This is a genomic window from Amycolatopsis sp. NPDC102389, from assembly GCF_044765885.1.
Lineage (GTDB): Bacteria > Actinomycetota > Actinomycetes > Mycobacteriales > Pseudonocardiaceae > Amycolatopsis.
Map to the genome: position 1 here is coordinate 63,775 of NZ_JBIWKX010000039.1, position 18,266 is coordinate 82,040.

Here is an 18,266-nt window from a genome sequence, read left to right on the forward strand (position 1 = left end):
TGGGTGGTGGGGGGGGGTGGTGTGGTCGTTTGCGCTCAAAACCCCCACCCCCCCACTCACGAGAGGTGACTCGCCAGGCCGCCGTCGCGCTCTCGCGTTCACGTACTTCGGGGACCTGGTGATGTGGAAGTGCGTCGCGAAAGCCACTTTCGCGACGTCTGATGTCCCGAAAGTGGCTTTCGCGACGTCGGCGGCACGGGAGCGTCGTCCCGGAGTATGGAATCTTCCGCCCGGCTTGTGGACGCCCGCCGGAGGCGTGTGCCATGATGCGTCCGTGACCTCCTGCACCATCATTATCGCCGAGCGCGCCGGATAACAGCTCCACAAGAGCCCCCGGCGCGCAACCTCTCGCACCCATGCGGGAGGTTTTTTTGTTGCCTGAACACGTTTTGCCACCACCATGAGGAGTCCCCCGTGACCCGCAAGGAGCCCGCCGATACACCGCTCGGCGACGCCTTCCACCTGTACGACACGACGTTGCGCGACGGCGCGCAGCGCGAGGGGATCTCCTACTCCGTCACGGACAAACTGGCGGTGGCGAGGCTGCTCGACGATCTCGGGGTCGGGTTCATCGAAGGCGGATGGCCGGGCGCGCTGCCCAAGGACACGGAATTCTTCGCCCGCGCGGCTTCGGGTGAACTGAAACTCCGCCACGCCGCGCTCGTCGCCTTCGGCGCGACGCGGAAGGCGGGCGCCAAGGCCGAGCAGGACCAGCAGGTGCGGGCCCTGCTCGATTCCCAGGCCCCGGTGATCACGCTGGTGGCCAAATCGGACCTGCGGCACGTCGAACGCGCGCTGCGGGTCGACGTCGACGAAGCGTGCGAGATGGTACGGGACACCGTCGCGTTCCTCGTCGGCGAAGGACGCCGCGTTTTCCTTGACGCGGAACACTTTTTCGACGGCTACGCGTTCTCCCCGGACACCGCCTTGAAGGTGCTCGACGCGGGGATGAACGCGGGCGCCGACGTCGCCGTGCTGTGCGACACCAACGGCGGACAGCTGCCGCTCGGTCTCGCGGAAACCGTCCGCGAGGTCAAGGAAAGGACCGGATTCCGGCTCGGAATCCATTGCCAGGACGACACTTCCTGCGCGGTGGCGAATTCCGTCGCCGCCGTGCAGGCCGGCGTGACGCACGTCCAGTGCACCGCCAATGGTTACGGCGAACGGGCGGGTAACGCCGATCTGTTCGCCGTGACGGGAAATCTGGTGACCAAGCTCGGAATGGAGGTCCTCCCGACCGGAGGCGCCGCCGAGCTCACCCGGGTCTCCCATGCCCTTGCCGAAATCGCGAACATCGCCCCCTACACCCACCAGGCTTACGTAGGGGCGTCGGCCTTCGCCCACAAGGCGGGACTGCACGCGAGCGCGATCAAGGTGGATCCGTTGCTGTACAACCACATCGATCCAGCTTCTGTCGGCAATGACATGCGGGTACTGGTCACCGAGATGGCCGGCAGGGCCAGCCTGGAGCTCAAGGGACGTGAGCTCGGGGTCGACCTTGCCGGCCAGCCCGAGGCGCTGACGAGCGCCGTGAAGAAGGTGAAGCGCCTCGAATCCGAAGGCTGGTCCTTCGAAGCCGCGGACGCTTCGCTGGAACTGCTGCTGCGGCGGGAGGTCGACGGCCCGCAGAGCGACGTCCTCGACGACCCGCCGTTCGAACTCGAGTCGTACCGGGTCGTCCTGGACCACCGGTCCGACGGCGAGGTCGTCTCCGAAGCGACGGTCAAGGTGCACGTCGCCGGGCAGCGCGTGATCGCGACCGCCGAGGGCAACGGCCCCGTGCACGCGCTCGACGCCGCCCTGCGCGAGGCGCTCAGCCCGCATCTGTCCTGGTTGGACAGTGTCGAGCTGGCCGACTACAAGGTGCGGATCCTGCCCGGCCATCCGGGCACCGACGCCGTCACCCGCGTGCTCGTCGAGACCAGCGACGGCGAGCGCGAGTGGACCACCGTCGGCGTGCACGGCAACATCGTCGAGGCCAGCTGGCTGGCGCTGTGCGACGCGCTCGTGCACAAGTCCCTCAGCGAGGGCCCGGCGTGAGGAGTCGTACAGTGGGGGAGTGCGTCTAGCCCGAATTGCTCATCCCGGTGGTGTCGCGTTCGCTTCGATCGAAGGGGACGGCGACGACGCCCAGGTACTGGAAATCGCCGAGCACCCCTTCGGCAACCCCAACTTCACCGGCAAACGCTGGCCCCTCGCCGACGTCCGGCTGCTCGCGCCGATCCTGCCGTCGAAGGTGATCGCGGTCGGCCGGAACTACGCCAAGCACGCGGCCGAGTTCGGCAACGAGGTCCCGCAGGACCCGATGCTGTTCATCAAGCCGTCGACCACGGTGATCGGCCCGAACGTGCCCATCCGCCGTCCGCGCGGTGTCGGCCGTGTCGACTTCGAGGGCGAGCTGGCGATCGTCATCGGTCAGCCGGTCAAGAACGTGCCCGCCGCCCGTGCGGCGAGCGCGATCCTCGGCTACACGGTGGCGAACGACGTCAGCGCGCGTGACCTGCAGAAGTCCGACGGCCAGTGGGGCCGGGCGAAGGGTTTCGACACCTTCTGCCCGCTGGGCCCGTGGATCGAGACCTCGCTCGACGCGGCCGATCTCGCGCTCAAGTCCGAGGTGGACGGTGAGCTCAAACAGGACGGCCGGACGTCGGACCTGGTGCACAAGATCCCCGAGCTCGTCGAGTTCGTGTCCGGGGTGATGACCCTGCTGCCCGGCGACGTCATCCTGACCGGCACCCCCGAGGGCGTCGGCCCGATCGAGGACGGCCAGTCGGTCTCGATCACCATCGAAGGCATCGGCACCCTGACGAACCCGGTGCAGGACATCTGACCTAGCGCCCCATGAACGGTCCGTTCCTTGCGAAATTCTCAAGGAACGGACCGTTCATGGCGTTCGGGGCCGTCAGCTCCCGGCAGGCTCCATCACCCGCCGTGCGAAGGCCGGGGCGTGCTCGGGCCGCAGCCCCAGGCCCAGCAGCCGCGCGGGGACGTAGGACAGCACGGGGAACCGGCTGAACAGCTTCACCATCGCCGCGGGCGGACCGTTGCGCTTGCCCTCCATGACCGGCTTCATGACGTTCTTGTGCAACATCCGCTGCAGCCCCTGCACCAGCATCGTGGGCGCGAGACGGCGCTTGCGGACCTTCGCCAGGTCCGCCACCGACGGCCTGCCCCGGCGCAGCGGCTCGGCGAGCAGGGTGGCCGCCGCGACCGCGTCCTGCACCGCGAGATTGATCCCGACCCCGCCGACCGGCGACATCGCGTGCGCCGCGTCACCGATGCACAGCAGCCCGTCGAGGTGCCACTTCCGCAGCAGGTTCATCTTGACGTCGAGGAACTTGACGTCGTCCGTCGTCTTCAGCTCGTCCACCCGGTCGGCCAGCTCCGGCAGGATCGCGGCCACGTTCTCCCGGAACGCCTCGATGCCGTTTTCCCGGAGGTCGTCGCCCTTGGGGCTGAGGTACGCGATCTGGAAGTAGCCCTTGCGCGGCAACGGCACGGCGAACCGGCGATCCCGCATCTTCGGGGTCAGCATGCCTTCGAGCTCGCCGTCCCGGCGCGAGATCCGGAACCACCACGCGTCGAACGGGATGGCGTAGTCCTTCGTCATCAGCCCGGCTTCGCGACGGGCCAGCGACCAGCGTCCGTCGGCGGCGATCACCAGGTCGGAGCGCAGTTCACCGGTGTTCCCGTCGGCGTCGCGGTAGCGGACCCCGCTCACCCGGCCGTGTTCGAAGATCAGCCCGGTCATCTCGGTGCTCTGCCGCAGCGTGAACGTGGGCTCCTTCGCGCCGGCGTCGGCGAGCAGGTCCAGGAAGTCCCACTGGGGGACCATGGCGATGTACGGGTGCGCCACCTTCAGCCTGGTCAGGTCGGCGAGGCGCATCATTGTGCCGTCCTCGGCGGGAAAGCCGGCGTAGGAGATCTCGCTGTGCGGCAGGCTGAGGAATTTCTCGCTGAGGCCCAGCTCGTCGAGCAGGGTCAACGTCGACGGGTGCACGGTGTCGCCGCGGAAGTCCCTCAGGAAGTCCTTGTGCTTCTCCAGCACGGTGACCTCGACCCCGGCCCTGGCCAGCAGCAATCCGGCGACCATCCCCGCGGGGCCACCGCCGACGACCACGCAGTTCGTACGTTCGTTCATCCGTCCCACCCCTTCGAACCTCTTATTCATCACTTGTTGAATAAGCTCAGCATGCACCCGTCCGACGGGCGCGTCAAGCGCCAACCGGGCGGATGGCCTGTTCGGGCTATGGCCTGGGTCTCACTGATCCGCGCGGGTCGTCCGGTGGTGAAGTGAATGTCCAAAAAGGACTCGACGGCGTCGCGCGACGGTCCCGGAAGGACGGCGATCACGAAAGTGCCCTTGTGGACGGTCCGTGTCTCAAGGGGGACAAGGATTTCGTTGTCATCACAGGGCGTGCGCGCGGCGAATCGGATGGGCACACGGGTAGCGGCAATTCACCCGGCCGCCAGCGTTAGCCGTTGTCCGGTAACTAAAACACGTCATCTCACCAACTGGGAGTAGAGTGCCCGCGCCGGAACAGAGCAGCCTTTATCACCTCATCGGCAGAGTCGCGATCGCGCTGGGTGCCCTAGCCTCACTTGGTGGATTTCGCTCTCGTGCCCCGGACCCCGTCACGAATCGCGCCGGACGCTCCGGAGGGCGCCCCGTGGGAGCCCCCGGAGTTGCGGTTGGTGTGCCTCGACATCGATGACACGCTGATCGACTGCACGGCGGCGATCCGCCGCAGCCTGCGCGCGCTCACCGGCCAGAACGACCTTTGGCCACTGTGGGATCTGATCACCGAAGAGCATGTCGCGCTGGTGGTCGCGGGCGAAATCGATTACGCGACCATGCATCACAAGCGTACTGAATGCTTCCTCGCCGAGATCGGCATTTTGGCCGACGAAGACCAGGTCAGCGGCTTCGAAAGACGGCGTCGTGAAATTCTCACCCGTTCGTGGCAATTGTTCGAAGATGTCCTCCCGTGCCTGGAATGGCTGCGAGCCGCCGGTGTTCTCGTCGCGGCGGTCACGAACGCCTCAGGTACGCATCAGCGCAAGAAGATCGCCGACCTCGGACTCGCCCGGTTCTTCGACCACGTGGCCATCGCCGGTGAACTCGGAGTAGCCAAACCGGACCCGGCGATGTTCCACTCGGTCTGCCTCGGCCTCGGCTGCGACCCGGCGCAAGCCGTCCACGTCGGCGACAAACTCGACACCGACGCCATCGGCGCCCGCGACGCCGGCCTGGGTGCCGTCTGGCTCGACCGGGACGGCATCGCCGAGCGCGCCCCGGCGGGCGTGCACACCATCTCGGGCCTTGACGAGCTGCCTGAGCTGCTCGTTTCCGAGTTCGCGAAGCTCGGCGTGCCCGCTCAGCGCGCTACGGAGACCCCCGCTTTCACGGTGCGGAACAGCGTGCTCTAGTATTCTTTCTCGTGCGGCACCGAGCCGGTCAAGGTCGGAACGGTACCTCACTGGGGTATGGTGTAATTGGCAGCACGACTGGTTCTGGTCCAGTTAGTCTAGGTTCGAGTCCTGGTACCCCAGCTGGAGAACTCTCCGGAGTGAAACACAGAGTGACCCCCCTGCGAAGGCGGGAAACCCGGTCTGGTAAGTTTCTCCACAGCAACACAGCAGGTGAACAACTGAAAACCTCCTCTCAGAGGAGGAAGATCCTAGCCCCCGTCGTCTAGCGGCCTAGGACGCCGGCCTCTCACGCCGGTAGCGTGGGTTCGAATCCCATCGGGGGTACGCGCAGCTTCCACGCAAAGAGCGTCGATCATTTTGATCGGCGCTTTTTGCTTTTTCGGAAGCTGACATCGCGTCGGTGATCCTTTCTCCTGCTTCCGCTATCGCGGTCACTTGATCTGCTGGCAGTTTAACCCCGATCGTCACGACGTCGCCGAGACCGTTCAGCTGCACGGTGAGCTGTGTCATCTCGAAGAGTGCCTGAAGCAGGGGCTGCGGCGCCCTGGCCAAGTTGACCCTCAGGTAGGGAACGGCGTCTAGAGCTCAGGTCTGATGGGATGTGTGGTGCTGGTTACTCAGCGTCCTGGGCGTCCAGTTGGGCCATCTCGGCTTGAACGGCGTTCTTGCTTGCCGCCAGGCGCGCCGTCTTGGGCCTGACGGAGCAGGGCTCCTTGTTTTCGTTCGATCTCGGTGAGATGTCGTTGAAGTCGCTCTCGTTCTTCTGCGCGCGTCCGGGCGGCGGTGTCGTCCACTGTGGCCGGGTCTGGCTTCCAGAATGGACGTATGGTCAGGTCCCGAAGAACCGTCCGACGGCGTCGAGGAGTTCGTCTTCGCGGATCCTGACCGCGGTGGGCAGATCGGCGTGAGGGGCAGGGACACCGCGGTTGTTCTTGCGGGGCCCGCACAGGTAGTACGTCGGCCCGCGAACCGCGTCGTGCTGCGCGACGGCCGGTGCGTTCGTCGAACATCCACTTGGGTGCGAGTGGCTCGTGGACGGGTTTGGGTGACCAGACCCACTTGTACGGATCGTTGACCTTGCCTCGCCGGGACTTCGTGGCTCGACGGTTGAAGACGCCGTTGCGGTTTGTTCACCGGGTGCGGTAGGCGGCCATGAACATGTCCAGCAGGTTGTCGACGGCGTTGTCGTCGATGGGGCGGGTGGACAGTAGTTGGCGGTAGTACAGCGTGCCGCACAGGACCTCGGCCGCGAATTCCAGATCGACGTCGGCGACCAGTTCGCCGGCGTGTTGTGCGCGGGTGATCCTGTCGAGGGTGCGTTTCTCCACGGTGAGCAGGAATCGTTCGTGCAGGGTCGCTCGTAGTGCCGGGTCGGACTGTGCCTCGGCGATCAATCCTCGGTAGACGGGGCCGATGGGTGGGCTGGAGAGTGCGGGGGCGGAGCGCAGGAACTGTTCGCGCAGGTCTGTTCGGACATCGCCGGTGTCGTGGTAGTCGAGGTCGGTGGTCCATACGCGACTGAGCGCGTCCAGCAGGAGTGCCGCTTTGGATGGCCAGCGTCGGTAGATGGTGTGTTTGCCGACCCCGGCCCGGCGGGCGACCGCCTCGATGTTCAGTCCCGCGTAGCCGACCTCCGCGGCGAGGTCGAGGGTCACTTGAAGCAGTTCGTCGGTGCGCGCGGCGCCTCTACGTCGCGGTGTGGCGGGCTGATCGGACATACCGTCATTCTATCGGCACGTAGCGTGCCGTTGACAAGTCGTGGGTGCTGGGCGCATCATCGTGCCCGATCGGCACGGTGCGTGCCGATATTGGGATCGTCGGAAGGGACGCTGCGATGGGCAGCAGTAGAAGCAGGACGCACGAGGGCTTCACCGCCGAAGAGCGCGCCGCGATGAAGGACCGTGCCACGGAACAGAAAGCCGCGGGGCGCGGCAGTTCGCGTGCGGACAAGGCGGCACAAGCGGAGCGGGACGTGGTCGCGAAGATCGCCGAGATGCGGCAAGCGGACCGGATCATGGCCGAGCGTGTCCATGCCGTCGTCAAGGCCAACGCTCCGGTCCTGGAGCCGAAGCTGTGGTACGGGATGCCCGCCTACGCGCTGGACGGGAAGGTGGTGTGCTTCTTCCAGAGCGCGGAGAAGTTCAAGGCGCGCTACGCGACGCTCGGGTTCAGTGATCTGGCCACGTTGGACGATGGCCCGATGTGGGCCGCGGGTTTCGCCTTGACCGATGTCACGGCTGACGTGGAGGCGCGGATCGGTGCGCTGGTGGAGCAGGCGGTGGCACCGGCCGGGAATCGGGAAGCGGCCGCGGAACCGGCGTGATCGACGCCGGTGCCACGTCGCTGAAGCCCGCGGCGAAGTCGCTGTGAGGCTACGGCATTGTCGGCATTCACGTCCTGATGTGTCCGCACGCGAATAACAGGAGGAAAGTATGACGGGCGCACCGCCGCGTGGACTCGACGAAAGACTGCGGGACACCCGCGCGAAACTGGAGAACGATGTCGATGTCTGGATCGCGACGTCGGGCTCCACGGGCGGCGGTGCCCACCTCGTCCCCCTCTCCTACCTCTGGGACGGCACCGCCTTCCTCGTCTCGACACCGCGAACCTCGGTCACCGCCCGCAACCTGCTGGCCGATGGCCGAGTGCGGCTCAGCCTCGGACCGACCCGCGACGTCGTCATCGTCGACGGCGCCGCCGAGCCGGTGGACCCCGCCCCTGAGACGGGCGACGCGTTCGCGACCAGGACCGGTTTCGACCCGCGCCGGCTCGCCGAGCCCTACCAGTACTTCCAGATCCGGCCGCGGCGTATCCAGGCCTGGCGGGAAGAGAACGAACTGCGGGGACGCGACCTCATGCGCGACGGACGCTGGCTCGGCTGACCACGCCGGCAAGTATCCAGGTGTGAGATCTCGGCGTGTTGGGCGGCGAGGCGGGACAGGGCCTCGATCGTGAGAACTCGATGTTCGGTGAGCCACGACGTGCTCTCGTCTTCGGTGCTCCACTGGCCTCCGCGAGGTTTCGCACATCGGTCGAACCGATGAGGGGAGCCGTTACGCGGACCTGGCGGAGACGCGGTGTGGCGGTGGCGAACAACTCAACCAAGTCGCCCCTGGGCTTGCGGCGCGCCTCCACAGACGCCTCGGCGCCTGAAACGCAGGGGATGTTCCGGCCGATCGAAGGAGCGTTGGCCGAATGGTTCGGCCCCGCCGTCTGGTAGGTCAACCGGCGGGGCCTGAGCTGTCGATCGTCCGCGGCAGACCGGCAACCTGAACGCCGGGTGCCCGATGAGTCGGCATTCCCTGCACCGTGCTGGTCTTCGCGTGCGCTGGTACTCCGCCATCTGGTGGTGAATGTTGAAGCGACACAAAGGTTTCCCGTCGCGGAGTCCTGCTTTCGCTGTCAGTGTGCCGACTGTGGAGGGCGGTTTGAGGCTTCGAGGGCTTCGTCTACGGTGTGGTAGAGCCTGAGCACGATGTCGAGGCCGGTGATTTCGATGGGCCGGATCACGGGGCTGTTGGAGTCCACCGCGATGCGCAGGGATTTCCCTTGTTCTGCCGCGTAAGCGTCGGTGGTGACCAGTGTGGCGAGGCCGGCGGAGTCGAGAAAGTCCACTGTGGTCAGATCCAGCACGCAGGTATCGGCGGTGTCGTCGAGAGCGGTGCTGACCGCCGCGTGTAGTGCCGGCGCCGCCTCGGTGTCGACTTCGCCGATCACCGTGACCACGATGTTCCCGCTCACGACACGACTCACGATATCCAGGTCGGGTGGTGGCGGCTCGGCCTGGAACGGTTCGCTCACAGCGTTCCACGGTACCGGACCGGCGATGCCGGGCCGGGTTCCGCGCGTTCCGGTGCGGGGCATGGCTAGCCCCCGTTGTGCCAGGTGCGGACCGTGGCCAGATGCGGTGCGTGACTTCCCTCGCGGTTCAGCGCGAGCTCGGCCCACACGGTCTTGTGACCGGCCTGGTTCCGGACGCCCCAGGCGGAGGCGAGCCGGTCGATCAGCATCAATCCGCGCCCGCCGGAACCGTCCGGGGTCCGCCGCCGTGGTTGGCGCGGCGAAGCGTCGTCGACCTCGATCCGCAGGCTCCGGCCTCGATGCGTGAGTCCGAGGCGGCAGGCGCGTGGCGCCTCGCCGTGCTGGTGGGCGTTGCTGACCAGTTCGTCGGCCACCAGGACCGCGTCGTCCACCGCGAGCCCCCGGTAGTGGCTCAGTGCCTGGCGGACGCCGTGCCGGACGTCCCTGGTGGTGGTCGTGTCCAGGTCGTAGGTCACGGTGTCCGGATCGGGCTCGCTGCGCTCAGTTGTCCCTGGCTGTGTTGACATTCGTCCCACCCGCCTCGTTTTTGGACGTTTGCTTGGAAACATCGCGCACTGAATTCAGTACCCCGTGGTGAACAAAAGCAAACTATGGTGATGCCGGTCTGCGCCGGATCGCGATCACGACGGTGTCGTCGGCGTGCAGGACCACGTCGTGCATTTCGGCGGCGAGTGCACCGGGGATCGTCGCTGTGGATTTTCCGGCGTGGCGCGGTGCGGCGGCCAGTAGCCGATCCTCGCCTTCCTGATGATTCTTGCGGCTTTCGGTCAAGCCGTCGGTGTACAGCAGGAGCAGATCGCCCGCGGCGAGGGTGCGGCGGACGAGGCTTCCGTTGCCGGGGTCCGGGAAGCCGACGCCTCTTCCGACGCGAGCGGGCACCAGTAGTTCGGTGTCGCCGGCGGAGGTGATGAGGACCGGCCGGGGATGGCTGCCGTTGGCGATGGTGACGTCGCCGGTCGCCGGGTCGAGCCGGGCGAGCAGCACGGTCGCCATCAAGCCGGGCTCGATCGTCGCCAGGGCGTTGGCGGCGCGGGCGATCAGGTCGTGGAGGGGATGGCCCTCCAGCGCCAGGGTGCGGATGGCGTGGGTGACGGTCAGCGCGTGCCGGGTCGAGGTGACACCGTGGCCGACGGCGTCGACGAGGGTGATGTGCACCTTCCCGTCGGGCAGGACGAACCAGTCGTAGAGATCACCGCCGGTGGGGGAGTCCGGCTCGCTGGGCGCGTAGTGCACGGCCAGTTCGAAAGCGTCCACGGGTGGCGGCGGCGGGCGTAGGGCGTCTTCGAGTTCGCGGAAGATCACCGCGTGGGCCTGCCGGAGTTGTTCGTCTCGTTGTTCGAGTTCGACGTACATGGCGAGTACGCCGCTGTTGGTTTCGGCGAGTTCGTGTTTGAGCTCGCGCTGCTCCTGGGTGACGGCGTCGGCGCGGGCGATCAGGGCGAGCATTTCCTCGCGGGTGGCCAGTTCGTCGTCTTCGGGAACGGTCGCCGTGTCATGGACGGCGGGGAGGTGCCAGGTCAGGGTCGCGCTGTCACCGGCGTCGGGCAGCAGGGGCAGGGCGTTGCGGTGGTCCTGCCCCACTGGGCCGGGCAGTCGGAGGGTGACGGCGAGCCTGCCGTCCCCCGCGTGGGTCGACAGTTCGGGTGGCTGCCCCGCGTGTTCGGCGAGCAGGGTCGCCGCGAGGACCAGTTTGGCGCGGTCGTCGGCGGTGACTCCCGCGGCGGCGCAGGCCTTGCGAAGGCGGTGGCGTAACGGGGCGACGGGGGAGTGTGTCATGGCGTGCCCGTTCCGGATCCGATCACGATCAGGGTGGCGTCGTCGTGCGGGTCGCGGTGCCGGTGGGCGAGGTCGGCGGCGAGCAGTGCCGGGACCGGGAGAGGGCCGAGGGGTGCGGCGCCGCGCCAGCCGGTGCCGATTCCGTCGGTGTGCAGGACGACGAGGTGGTGTTCGGGCAGGTTCACGGTCCGGACGTGGGTGTCCGGCAGGGTGAAGCCGACGATGCCCGGCATGCTGAGCAGCGGCCGGCTCTGCCCTGGCGTCAGCACCAGGCCGCCGATGTTCCCCACACCGCAGAATTCGAGCAGGCCGCCGGAAATCCGGGCCAGCGCGACCGCGGCGCCGCGGGTCTGCCGCAGCGACCGGTGCATGGCGGTGAGATGGTCGCGGAGCGGGCGGCCCGGGTTACGGCGGAAGACGTCGATCGCGGCCACCGCCGCGTCACCCGCCGCGGGACCGTGGCCGAGGCCGTCCACGACGGCGATGGTCCTCGCACCGGACAGGGTGGCGAGCGCCAGGCCGTCACCGCACCGGTCTTCCCCTTCGCGCGCCAGGCGGACGTGAGCGACGGCTGGCGCGTTCGTTCCGGTGACCAGTGTTCGTGCCGCCGCGGTGGTGCCCGAGCCCGCCGCCGACCGGATCCGGAACTCGGTGGCCAGCCTGCCGACGGCGCCGAGGCCCGTACCGAGCGTCGCGGTCGTGGTGTGGCCGTCGATGCGCCAGTAGTCCAGATCGGCCATGCCCGGCCCGGAATCCGCGGCGTAGATGTCCACGCCGACTCCGGCGAGGGAGCGTTGGACGAAGACCGTGCCGTCGGTGGCGTGTTTGTCGATGTTGCCCGCCAGTTCGGAGGCGATGACGGCCGCGCGTTCGGCCAGTACCTCGGGCAGCCCCGTTTCCGCGGCGACTTCGCGGGCGGCGCGCGCCGCCGTGTAGACCGCGCTGACGTGGTCGATGCGGATCTGGCGGGCGGGTTCCGCGACGGTGACGGTCATGGTTTCCAGCGCACGATCGTGACCGTGGTGCCGCGGCCGGGAGCGGTGTCGATGGTGAACTCGTCGACGAGCCGCCGGGTTCCGCCGAGCCCGTGCCCGAGCCCGGCGCCGGTGGAGAAGCCGTCGGTCATCGCCTGCTCGACGTCGGCGATGCCGGGGCCGTTGTCGCGCACGGTCAATTCCAGGCCCACACGACCCTTTCGCAGGACCGTGATCGTCATCGTGCCGCCGCCACCGTGGATGTAGGCGTTGCGGACCAGTTCACTGGCGGCGGTGACGATCTTGGTCTGGTCGACGATGGTGAAACCCACGGCGACCGCACTGGCCCGCACGGCGTGGCGGGCGCTGAGAAGGTCTTCTTCGGCGCGGACGGAGTGTTCGCGCGGGCCCTGGTCGGTGAGTTCGTCAGGAAGCATGAGGCGCCTCTTCGGCGGCCTCGGCGGGACGGCGCCACCCCAGCAGTTCCATGGCCTGTTCGGCGTTGAGCGCGGTCTGCACGCCGGTGAGCCGCAACCCCAGTTCGGACAGCGTGATCGCGACGGCGGGGCGCATCCCGGCGACGATCATGCGGGCACCGAGGAGCCGGCCGGTGGCGGCGAGTTCCATCAGCACCCGGGCGACGAAGGAGTCGATGATCTCCAGCCGCGAGATGTCGAGGATGACCCCGCGGATCCCCTCGTCGGAGATCCGGCCGGTGAGTTCGTCGGTGAACCGCAGCGCGGTGGTGTCGTCCAGGTCGGCCAGCAAGCCGCTGATCAGGATGTCCCCGAGCCGCAGGATCGGCAGGCCGGCGCGGGTGGTCACCCGGTCACCGCGCGGGTGCGGTCGCCGAGCAGGTCCAGGGCGGCGGCGAGGGCGTCGGCCAGCGAGCCGCGGGTCACGATGTGGGAGAGGTCGATGCCGAGCTGCGTGACGGTCTGCGCGATCGACGGACGGACACCGCTGATCAGGCATTCGGCGCCCATGAGCCGGACCGCGCTGACCGTTTGCAGCAGATGCTGCGCCACCGCGGTGTCCACTGTGGACACGCCGGTGATGTCGATGATCGCCACGCGGGCTTCGTGGGTCTGGATGGCCTCCAGGAGGTTGTTCATCACGACCTGGGTGCGGGCGCTGTCGAGAGTGCCGATCAGGGGAACGGCCAGCACCTGGCGCCACAGCCGCACCACCGGCGTGGACAGCTCCAGCATCTGCTGGTGCTGGCGCCGGATGATCTCCTCGCGCCCTTCGACGTAGACCGAGAAGGTGAGCAGCCCGGCGGCGTCCAGGAGCTCGTTGACCAGCAGTGACGCCTGATAGCGCACCGCCGGGTCCTCGCTGCGGCGTTCGAGCGCGCTCAGGGTCGTGCGCTTCAGCGCCAGGATCGCCGCAGCCGTGACGGCGGGCGCGGTCCCCGCGCGAGCACGCCGTTCGGAGAGCCCGCGCAGCGCGGAGCGGACCGCCTGATCGCGCTCGATGATCTGTGCCGACGGCAAGCCGGTCTCGAGCGCGTCACGCAGCGCCCCGAGCAATTCGGTCGCCTCGCGTCGCAACGCGGACTCGTCGAGCTGAGCCGAAGAGCCGGTCAGCTGCCATCGGACCCAGTCGTCGACCAGCCCGTCGTGATCTTCGCCGAAGATCCGCGACAGCAAGTCCCGGACGGCGGAGTCGTCCGTCCTCAGCACCGAGGCCTCCCAGGAGCTCCAGGCCGCCCTCTGGATGTCCGGGAGCAGCAACCGTTGTCATATGACAATAGTTAGCCTACTGGAGAAAGTCTGGTGGGTCACACCCGGATCTAGTCGGCCGCCGCCTCGCGGAATTCCCGGAGGCCCGCGGCGAGCGTCTCCCTGGTTTCGGGGGTGAGTTTCTCCAGCACCGCCCGCAGGCTTTCGCGCCGACGGGCCCGCAGGTCCCGCAGGTACGCGCGGCCGCGGTCGCTGAGCCGCAGCGTGATCTCCCGGCGGCTGGCCGAGCTGGGCAGCCGTTCGAGGAATCCGACCGCTTCCAGCCGGTCGCACAGGCGGCTCACCAGCGGCGGGGTGGAGCCGAGCACCTCGGCGAGGGCGCGCAGGTTCAGGCCGTCGTGGTGATCGAGTGCCACGACGGCGCGTACCTGGGACGTCGACAGCGGACGCGGTGACGCCTCGCGAGCCCGCTCGAACATGATCTCGAGCAGCTCGGCCGTCTCGGTCACGGCCGCCGCCACCGTCTCGGTGCCGGGCGGCTCGGAGGACCGATTCACAGACCCACTCTCGCATCCTTATGCTGAACTGTCAGCTCAGCTCACCGCGGCACGTCCTGCGACCGGTCCGACGGAGCGGTGCGGACTCATTCCCGTGTGCTCGATTCCAGGCGCCGGGTTCCGGGCGGGCAGGAGGCACACGCGGTGGACAGATCCTTGGCGGTCGAACGGGTTCTGCGCGGCGTCCAGCCTCATGCGCTGCTCGACGGGCTGCGCGCGGCGTTGAGCGAGCATTTCGGTGCCGGCGCCGTCGAACTGCTGATGGCCGACTACAGCCTCACCGAACTGCGGCGAGTGACCGTCCTGCCGTACACGACCGAACCGATGCCGGTGGACGGCACCGCGGCGGGCGAGGCCTTCACCACCCAGCGGGCGACGTTCGAACCCGCCGACGACGGCATCCGTGCCCACCTCCCGGTCACCGTGCGCGGCGACCGGCTCGGCGTCTTGGCCGTCACGCTGCCCGAAGAGCCGGAACCGCCGGTGTGGGCCGAACTCGGCCGGTTCGCCGAGGCGCTCGGGCACGAGGTCTTCGTCGCCGACCGCGACACCGACCTGTACGTGCAGGCCCGCCGCTCGTCACGGCTGACGCTCGCCGCGGAGATGCAGTGGCAGCTGCTTCCCGGCCGCGCGTGCAGCCGTCCCGAATTCGCGCTCGGCGGCCAGCTGGAACCCGCCTACGCCATCTACGGCGACTGCTTCGACTGGTCGGCCTCCGCCCGCACCTTGACGGTCACGCTGGTCAACGGCATGGGCGAAGGCAGCAGCGCCGCCCTGCTGACCAACCTCGCCGTCAACGCGTTGCGCAACGCCCGCCGCGCCGGAATTCCCTTGGACGCACAGGCGGAACTCGCCGATCAGGCCATCTACGCGCAGCACCGCGGCCAAGAACACGTCGCCACGCTCCTGCTGGAATTCGACCTCGCCACCGGCGAGATCGCCGCGGTCGACGCGGGCTCACCCCGACTTTGGCGGCTCCGCGACGGCAAAGTCGAACGCGTCCACTTCGACGAACAGCTTCCCCTCGGCACCTTCGAAGACACCATTTACACCGCCGAAACCCTGCAAGCCTTGCCGGGCGACCGGTTCGTCTTCGTCAGCGACGGCGTGTACAACGCGGCCGGACCCCACGGAGAACTCTACGGCGACCGCGAACTCACCCAAGCCGTCCTCGCGACCGCGGATCTGCCCGCAGCGCATGTTCCGAGCGCGGTCCTCGCCGAACTGCACGAACGCCGCGACGGCGGGCTGGCCGCCGACGACGCCATGGTCGTCTGCCTCGACTGGTTCGGCTCGAACCCCAGCACCGACCGGGAATCGGACATCGCGATCGCGACCACCGGCGACACAATGATCTGACATTGATGCGGTTGGTCGGGCGAACCCCATACCTGCCCTCATCGAAGCGGCACGAGAGTGGTGCCCGCGTCCGCGGAATCGCTCTCGGGCTAGTGGTGGGGCCGGGGTTCTGTGGATGGAGCGTCGTCGGTCCTGGCCGGTGTGGTGATGGCCGCCGAGCGTGAGCCGTGGATGATCGGTTGTTCGTGTAGCCGGGCGATCTGTAGTAGCCGGAAGACGGCGCGCGTGGCGGCGACCAGCCGGAAGTCGGTGTGTGTACCGGGTGTCGTGCGATCCGGTCGTGGGCGGCGCGACCGGCGAAGATCGAGCGTTACGAGTTTCACGATCCGGGCTCCAGACTCGACCGGCCGTCGCTGGGGCTCGCCGCGGAAGGTCACGCGCGGGCGAGAGACAGGTGCGGCCAGTGTGACGGTCGATCGTCGCGAGGGCGGGTGTCTGGGCACTCCGGCGCTGTCGTCGGGATTCTACCGCGTGATCGGGGAGAAGACCTGCGTCCGATCCCGTTTCGTGGTTGAGGTACCGGTCGCGCATCGACGGTCGCGGTGCCGGGTTCAGGGGCTACGCTGACGGTAGCGCCCGATCGGCCGTCCGGAACCGGCGGAACGGATCGTGGCGTATCGGGTTTCGCCCCGGCCCTCGGCGTCTCAGGCTCGAACCGCTTGTTCGCCAAGGAGTCGTCATGGGCATTCGCGCCTGGATCGTGCTCGGCCTCGGGGCCGGCGTCATCGCCAAGTCGTTGTCGGGTGATCGAGCGAAGCATGGGCTCGTCGACCTCGCCATCTGGGCCACTTCGATCCCGGTGATCCATCACGTCGGCGGAGGGTTTCTCGAGTCCAAGCCTCGCCGGCGGGTCTGCCGATGACCGGCCCGGCGGCGGGATGGCGATGGCGCCACGCGTCGCGCTCCGAGAGGCAGGGAACGAGGATCATGGCGGAGCGCGAGCCGTTCACCGACAGCGCGGAGCGTGATCGGTCGCGGTGGAGCCGGCGGAGGACGGTGGCGGTCTCCTGCACCGTCGTCAGAGTCCTTTGTGGACTTTTCGCGACGGTTCTCGTGGCGTGGATCGTGCTGGTTTTCGGTGAGGCCAACCCCGCGAACGGGGTGGCCGAGTTCGTCCGAGGTTTCGCCGCCGGCGTTTCGCTGGGGTTCGACGACCTGTTCACCCCGGGCGACGAGAAGTTCCGAGTGCTGCTCAACAGCGGCCTCGCCGCGATCGTGTGGCTGGGCATCGGGTCACTGGCCACGATGCTGATCCGCCGGTTCGCCCTGCCCCGGCCCGGGGAGACGTACTGACCCTGCGTTCCGGGGGTGCACGGGACTATCGTCGAAGACAGCACATCGTTGCCTTCACGAGTGGAACGGCCATCGCCCGATGATCTGAAGGACCGCTCCGGACCCGGCGGCGCACGTTCGGTCGTCATAGTGACGACCGAACGAGCCGACAAGCCGTCCGCAGCGCACGAGAGGCCTGCTCATGGCCGATCCCCGGCAATCCGAACGTTCCCGACGATGCCCGGCATGGACCGATGTCTCCACCTTCACGTTACTCGGTGAGTTCCTGCTGGCGCTGTGGCTCGTGATCCGGGGCGCACGGGTCACCTCGACCGATTCCAATCAACTGAATAGAGAGTGAAATCCGATGGCCGCACCAGAAAGATCGGTCACGCCTCCCGCCACCGGCCCGGTGGCCCGGCCGGCTGGGCCGACGACAGCGTCCACCCGGAAGACCGCGGTCCTCATTGGTCTCCTATTCCTCATAGCCACCGTCGCGTTCATCTTCGCCGATTCGCTCACCACCGGGGTTCTGAGCGAGCCGGGCTTCCTGATCGGCGTGTCCACGCACACCGGCGCGCTGGCCACGGCAGCGCTGTTGCTGGGCGGGCAGTTCGGGGTGGTGGGTATCGCGGTTCTCCTCTTCCCCTTGCTGAAACGCCACGGCGAATCGCTGGCACTCGCGCATGTCGGCTTCAGGGTCGCCGAACTCGCCGCGAGCCTGTTCTACCTGGCCGTCCCTCTGATGGCCATCGAAATCGGAACCGGCTTACGTGACGGCACCATCGATGCCGCCGCATCGACGAGTCTCGGCGCATCGCTGAAGGCACAGCAAAGCGTGGCCATGTTGCTGATCTACCTGGTCACCACCGCGGCCGGCCTGTGCATGGCCATTCTGTTCCACCGGTCGAGACTCATCCCGCGCTGGATCGCGGTCCTCGGCATCGTCAGCTACCCGACGCTGCTGGTCGGCTGCGCCCTCGACTTCTTCAATGTGGTTGATTTGACACAAGGTGTCGGGCTCATCGCACTGGCTCCGGGCGCGGTCTTCGAGGTGGTCCTGCCGATCTGGCTCTTCGCCAAGGGATTCACCTTCCCAGCCATGGCTGAAGAGGTCTATTGAGGGGTAAGTCAAAGATGGCGTGCCGCGCACCTTTGTGGCCTGGGTCCGCGCTGACCGACAAGGGCCGCCGACCGCGCCGTGAATGTCCACAAGGGACACTTTTTGAGCTGAATGTGTCCGGTTTGGATAGTCTGCACTGTTTCCCGAGAGAGTCGTGAGTGGCAAAGAGTGTTCTATTGAGCCGACGGTCAAACGTGGCGTGTTCTCGGGCGGCCCGATGATGGGATGAAGGCTCCCTTCGCCGCGTCTAATGCGGTGAAAGGAG

At 67.7% G+C, this 18,266-nt stretch carries 19 protein-coding genes and 2 tRNA genes; 11 read left to right on the forward strand and 10 right to left on the reverse strand.

The window, feature by feature from the left end:
• Positions 1-414: 414 nt before the first annotated feature.
• Both cimA and ACIRGA_RS28235 read left to right on the forward strand, forming a co-directional pair.
• A complete protein-coding gene (gene cimA, locus ACIRGA_RS28230; protein WP_400946297.1) occupies positions 415-2,040 on the forward strand; it encodes a citramalate synthase in 1,626 nt (541 codons plus the stop codon).
• Between the two features lie 19 nt (positions 2,041-2,059).
• Positions 2,060-2,830, forward strand: coding sequence for a fumarylacetoacetate hydrolase family protein (locus ACIRGA_RS28235; protein WP_016336525.1), 771 nt, complete (start codon positions 2,060-2,062; stop codon positions 2,828-2,830).
• A 72-nt stretch (positions 2,831-2,902) separates the two neighbouring features.
• On the opposite strand, the gene ACIRGA_RS28240 is transcribed toward ACIRGA_RS28235, so the two are convergent.
• The gene (locus tag ACIRGA_RS28240) at positions 2,903-4,141 is read right to left on the reverse strand and encodes an FAD-dependent oxidoreductase (RefSeq protein WP_400946300.1); all 1,239 of its coding nucleotides are present in this window, start codon (positions 4,139-4,141) and stop codon (positions 2,903-2,905) included.
• A 554-nt stretch (positions 4,142-4,695) separates the two neighbouring features.
• Here ACIRGA_RS28240 and ACIRGA_RS28245 point away from each other — a divergent pair.
• From ACIRGA_RS28245 to ACIRGA_RS28255, 3 genes are all read left to right on the forward strand, one after another.
• Positions 4,696-5,430, forward strand: coding sequence for an HAD family hydrolase (locus ACIRGA_RS28245; RefSeq protein WP_400946343.1), 735 nt, complete (start codon positions 4,696-4,698; stop codon positions 5,428-5,430).
• 51 nt (positions 5,431-5,481) lie between these two features.
• Positions 5,482-5,553, forward strand: a tRNA-Gln gene (locus ACIRGA_RS28250).
• 131 nt (positions 5,554-5,684) lie between these two features.
• Positions 5,685-5,757, forward strand: a tRNA-Glu gene (locus ACIRGA_RS28255).
• A gap of 806 nt (positions 5,758-6,563) precedes the next feature.
• Here ACIRGA_RS28255 and ACIRGA_RS28260 read toward each other — a convergent pair.
• Positions 6,564-7,151, reverse strand: coding sequence for a TetR/AcrR family transcriptional regulator (locus tag ACIRGA_RS28260; protein WP_400946302.1), 588 nt, complete (start codon positions 7,149-7,151; stop codon positions 6,564-6,566).
• A 116-nt stretch (positions 7,152-7,267) separates the two neighbouring features.
• On the opposite strand from ACIRGA_RS28260, the gene ACIRGA_RS28265 reads away from it, so the two are divergent.
• Complete coding sequence (locus ACIRGA_RS28265; RefSeq protein ID WP_400946304.1) at positions 7,268-7,756, forward strand: iron chaperone; 489 nt, start codon at positions 7,268-7,270, stop codon at positions 7,754-7,756.
• A 109-nt stretch (positions 7,757-7,865) separates the two neighbouring features.
• Positions 7,866-8,315: a pyridoxamine 5'-phosphate oxidase family protein gene (locus ACIRGA_RS28270; protein WP_400946306.1), complete on the forward strand. Its 450-nt coding sequence runs from the start codon at positions 7,866-7,868 to the stop codon at positions 8,313-8,315.
• A 520-nt stretch (positions 8,316-8,835) separates the two neighbouring features.
• On the opposite strand, the gene ACIRGA_RS28275 is transcribed toward ACIRGA_RS28270, so the two are convergent.
• From ACIRGA_RS28275 to ACIRGA_RS28310, 8 genes are all read right to left on the reverse strand, one after another.
• Complete coding sequence (locus ACIRGA_RS28275) at positions 8,836-9,234, reverse strand: STAS domain-containing protein (RefSeq protein ID WP_400946308.1); 399 nt, start codon at positions 9,232-9,234, stop codon at positions 8,836-8,838.
• 65 nt (positions 9,235-9,299) lie between these two features.
• Complete coding sequence (locus ACIRGA_RS28280) at positions 9,300-9,761, reverse strand: ATP-binding protein (protein ID WP_400946311.1); 462 nt, start codon at positions 9,759-9,761, stop codon at positions 9,300-9,302.
• A gap of 82 nt (positions 9,762-9,843) precedes the next feature.
• Positions 9,844-11,031, reverse strand: coding sequence for a PP2C family protein-serine/threonine phosphatase (locus ACIRGA_RS28285; protein WP_400946314.1), 1,188 nt, complete (start codon positions 11,029-11,031; stop codon positions 9,844-9,846).
• Positions 11,028-12,026, reverse strand: coding sequence for an ATP-binding protein (locus ACIRGA_RS28290; protein WP_400946316.1), 999 nt, complete (start codon positions 12,024-12,026; stop codon positions 11,028-11,030). Before ACIRGA_RS28290 ends, ACIRGA_RS28285 begins: the two co-directional genes overlap by 4 nt.
• The gene (locus tag ACIRGA_RS28295) at positions 12,023-12,442 is read right to left on the reverse strand and encodes an anti-sigma regulatory factor (RefSeq protein WP_400946319.1); all 420 of its coding nucleotides are present in this window, start codon (positions 12,440-12,442) and stop codon (positions 12,023-12,025) included. Before ACIRGA_RS28295 ends, ACIRGA_RS28290 begins: the two co-directional genes overlap by 4 nt.
• Positions 12,432-12,830 carry an STAS domain-containing protein gene (locus ACIRGA_RS28300; RefSeq protein WP_400946321.1) on the reverse strand — a complete coding sequence of 133 codons (399 nt, stop codon included), beginning with the start codon at positions 12,828-12,830 and terminating at the stop codon, positions 12,432-12,434. Before ACIRGA_RS28300 ends, ACIRGA_RS28295 begins: the two co-directional genes overlap by 11 nt.
• Complete coding sequence (locus tag ACIRGA_RS28305) at positions 12,827-13,690, reverse strand: STAS domain-containing protein (protein ID WP_400946323.1); 864 nt, start codon at positions 13,688-13,690, stop codon at positions 12,827-12,829. The genes ACIRGA_RS28300 and ACIRGA_RS28305 overlap by 4 nt, the downstream gene beginning before the upstream one ends.
• Positions 13,691-13,800: 110 nt before the next feature.
• The gene (locus ACIRGA_RS28310; RefSeq protein ID WP_400946325.1) at positions 13,801-14,247 is read right to left on the reverse strand and encodes a MarR family winged helix-turn-helix transcriptional regulator; all 447 of its coding nucleotides are present in this window, start codon (positions 14,245-14,247) and stop codon (positions 13,801-13,803) included.
• Positions 14,248-14,391: 144 nt separating this feature from the next.
• Between ACIRGA_RS28310 and ACIRGA_RS28315 the strand changes: the two genes are divergently transcribed.
• The 4 genes from ACIRGA_RS28315 to ACIRGA_RS28330 all read left to right on the forward strand — a co-directional run bounded on the left by ACIRGA_RS28315 (position 14,392) and on the right by ACIRGA_RS28330 (position 18,001).
• Positions 14,392-15,606, forward strand: coding sequence for a PP2C family protein-serine/threonine phosphatase (locus ACIRGA_RS28315; protein WP_400946328.1), 1,215 nt, complete (start codon positions 14,392-14,394; stop codon positions 15,604-15,606).
• Positions 15,607-16,285: 679 nt separating this feature from the next.
• Positions 16,286-16,468, forward strand: a complete 183-nt coding sequence (locus ACIRGA_RS28320; RefSeq protein ID WP_400946331.1) for a hypothetical protein — start codon at positions 16,286-16,288, stop codon at positions 16,466-16,468.
• Between the two features lie 65 nt (positions 16,469-16,533).
• The gene (locus ACIRGA_RS28325; protein ID WP_400946333.1) at positions 16,534-16,899 is read left to right on the forward strand and encodes a hypothetical protein; all 366 of its coding nucleotides are present in this window, start codon (positions 16,534-16,536) and stop codon (positions 16,897-16,899) included.
• 346 nt (positions 16,900-17,245) lie between these two features.
• On the forward strand, positions 17,246-18,001 hold the full coding sequence (locus tag ACIRGA_RS28330; RefSeq protein ID WP_400946336.1) for a DUF4386 domain-containing protein: 756 nt from the start codon (positions 17,246-17,248) through the stop codon (positions 17,999-18,001).
• Positions 18,002-18,266 lie beyond the last annotated feature (265 nt).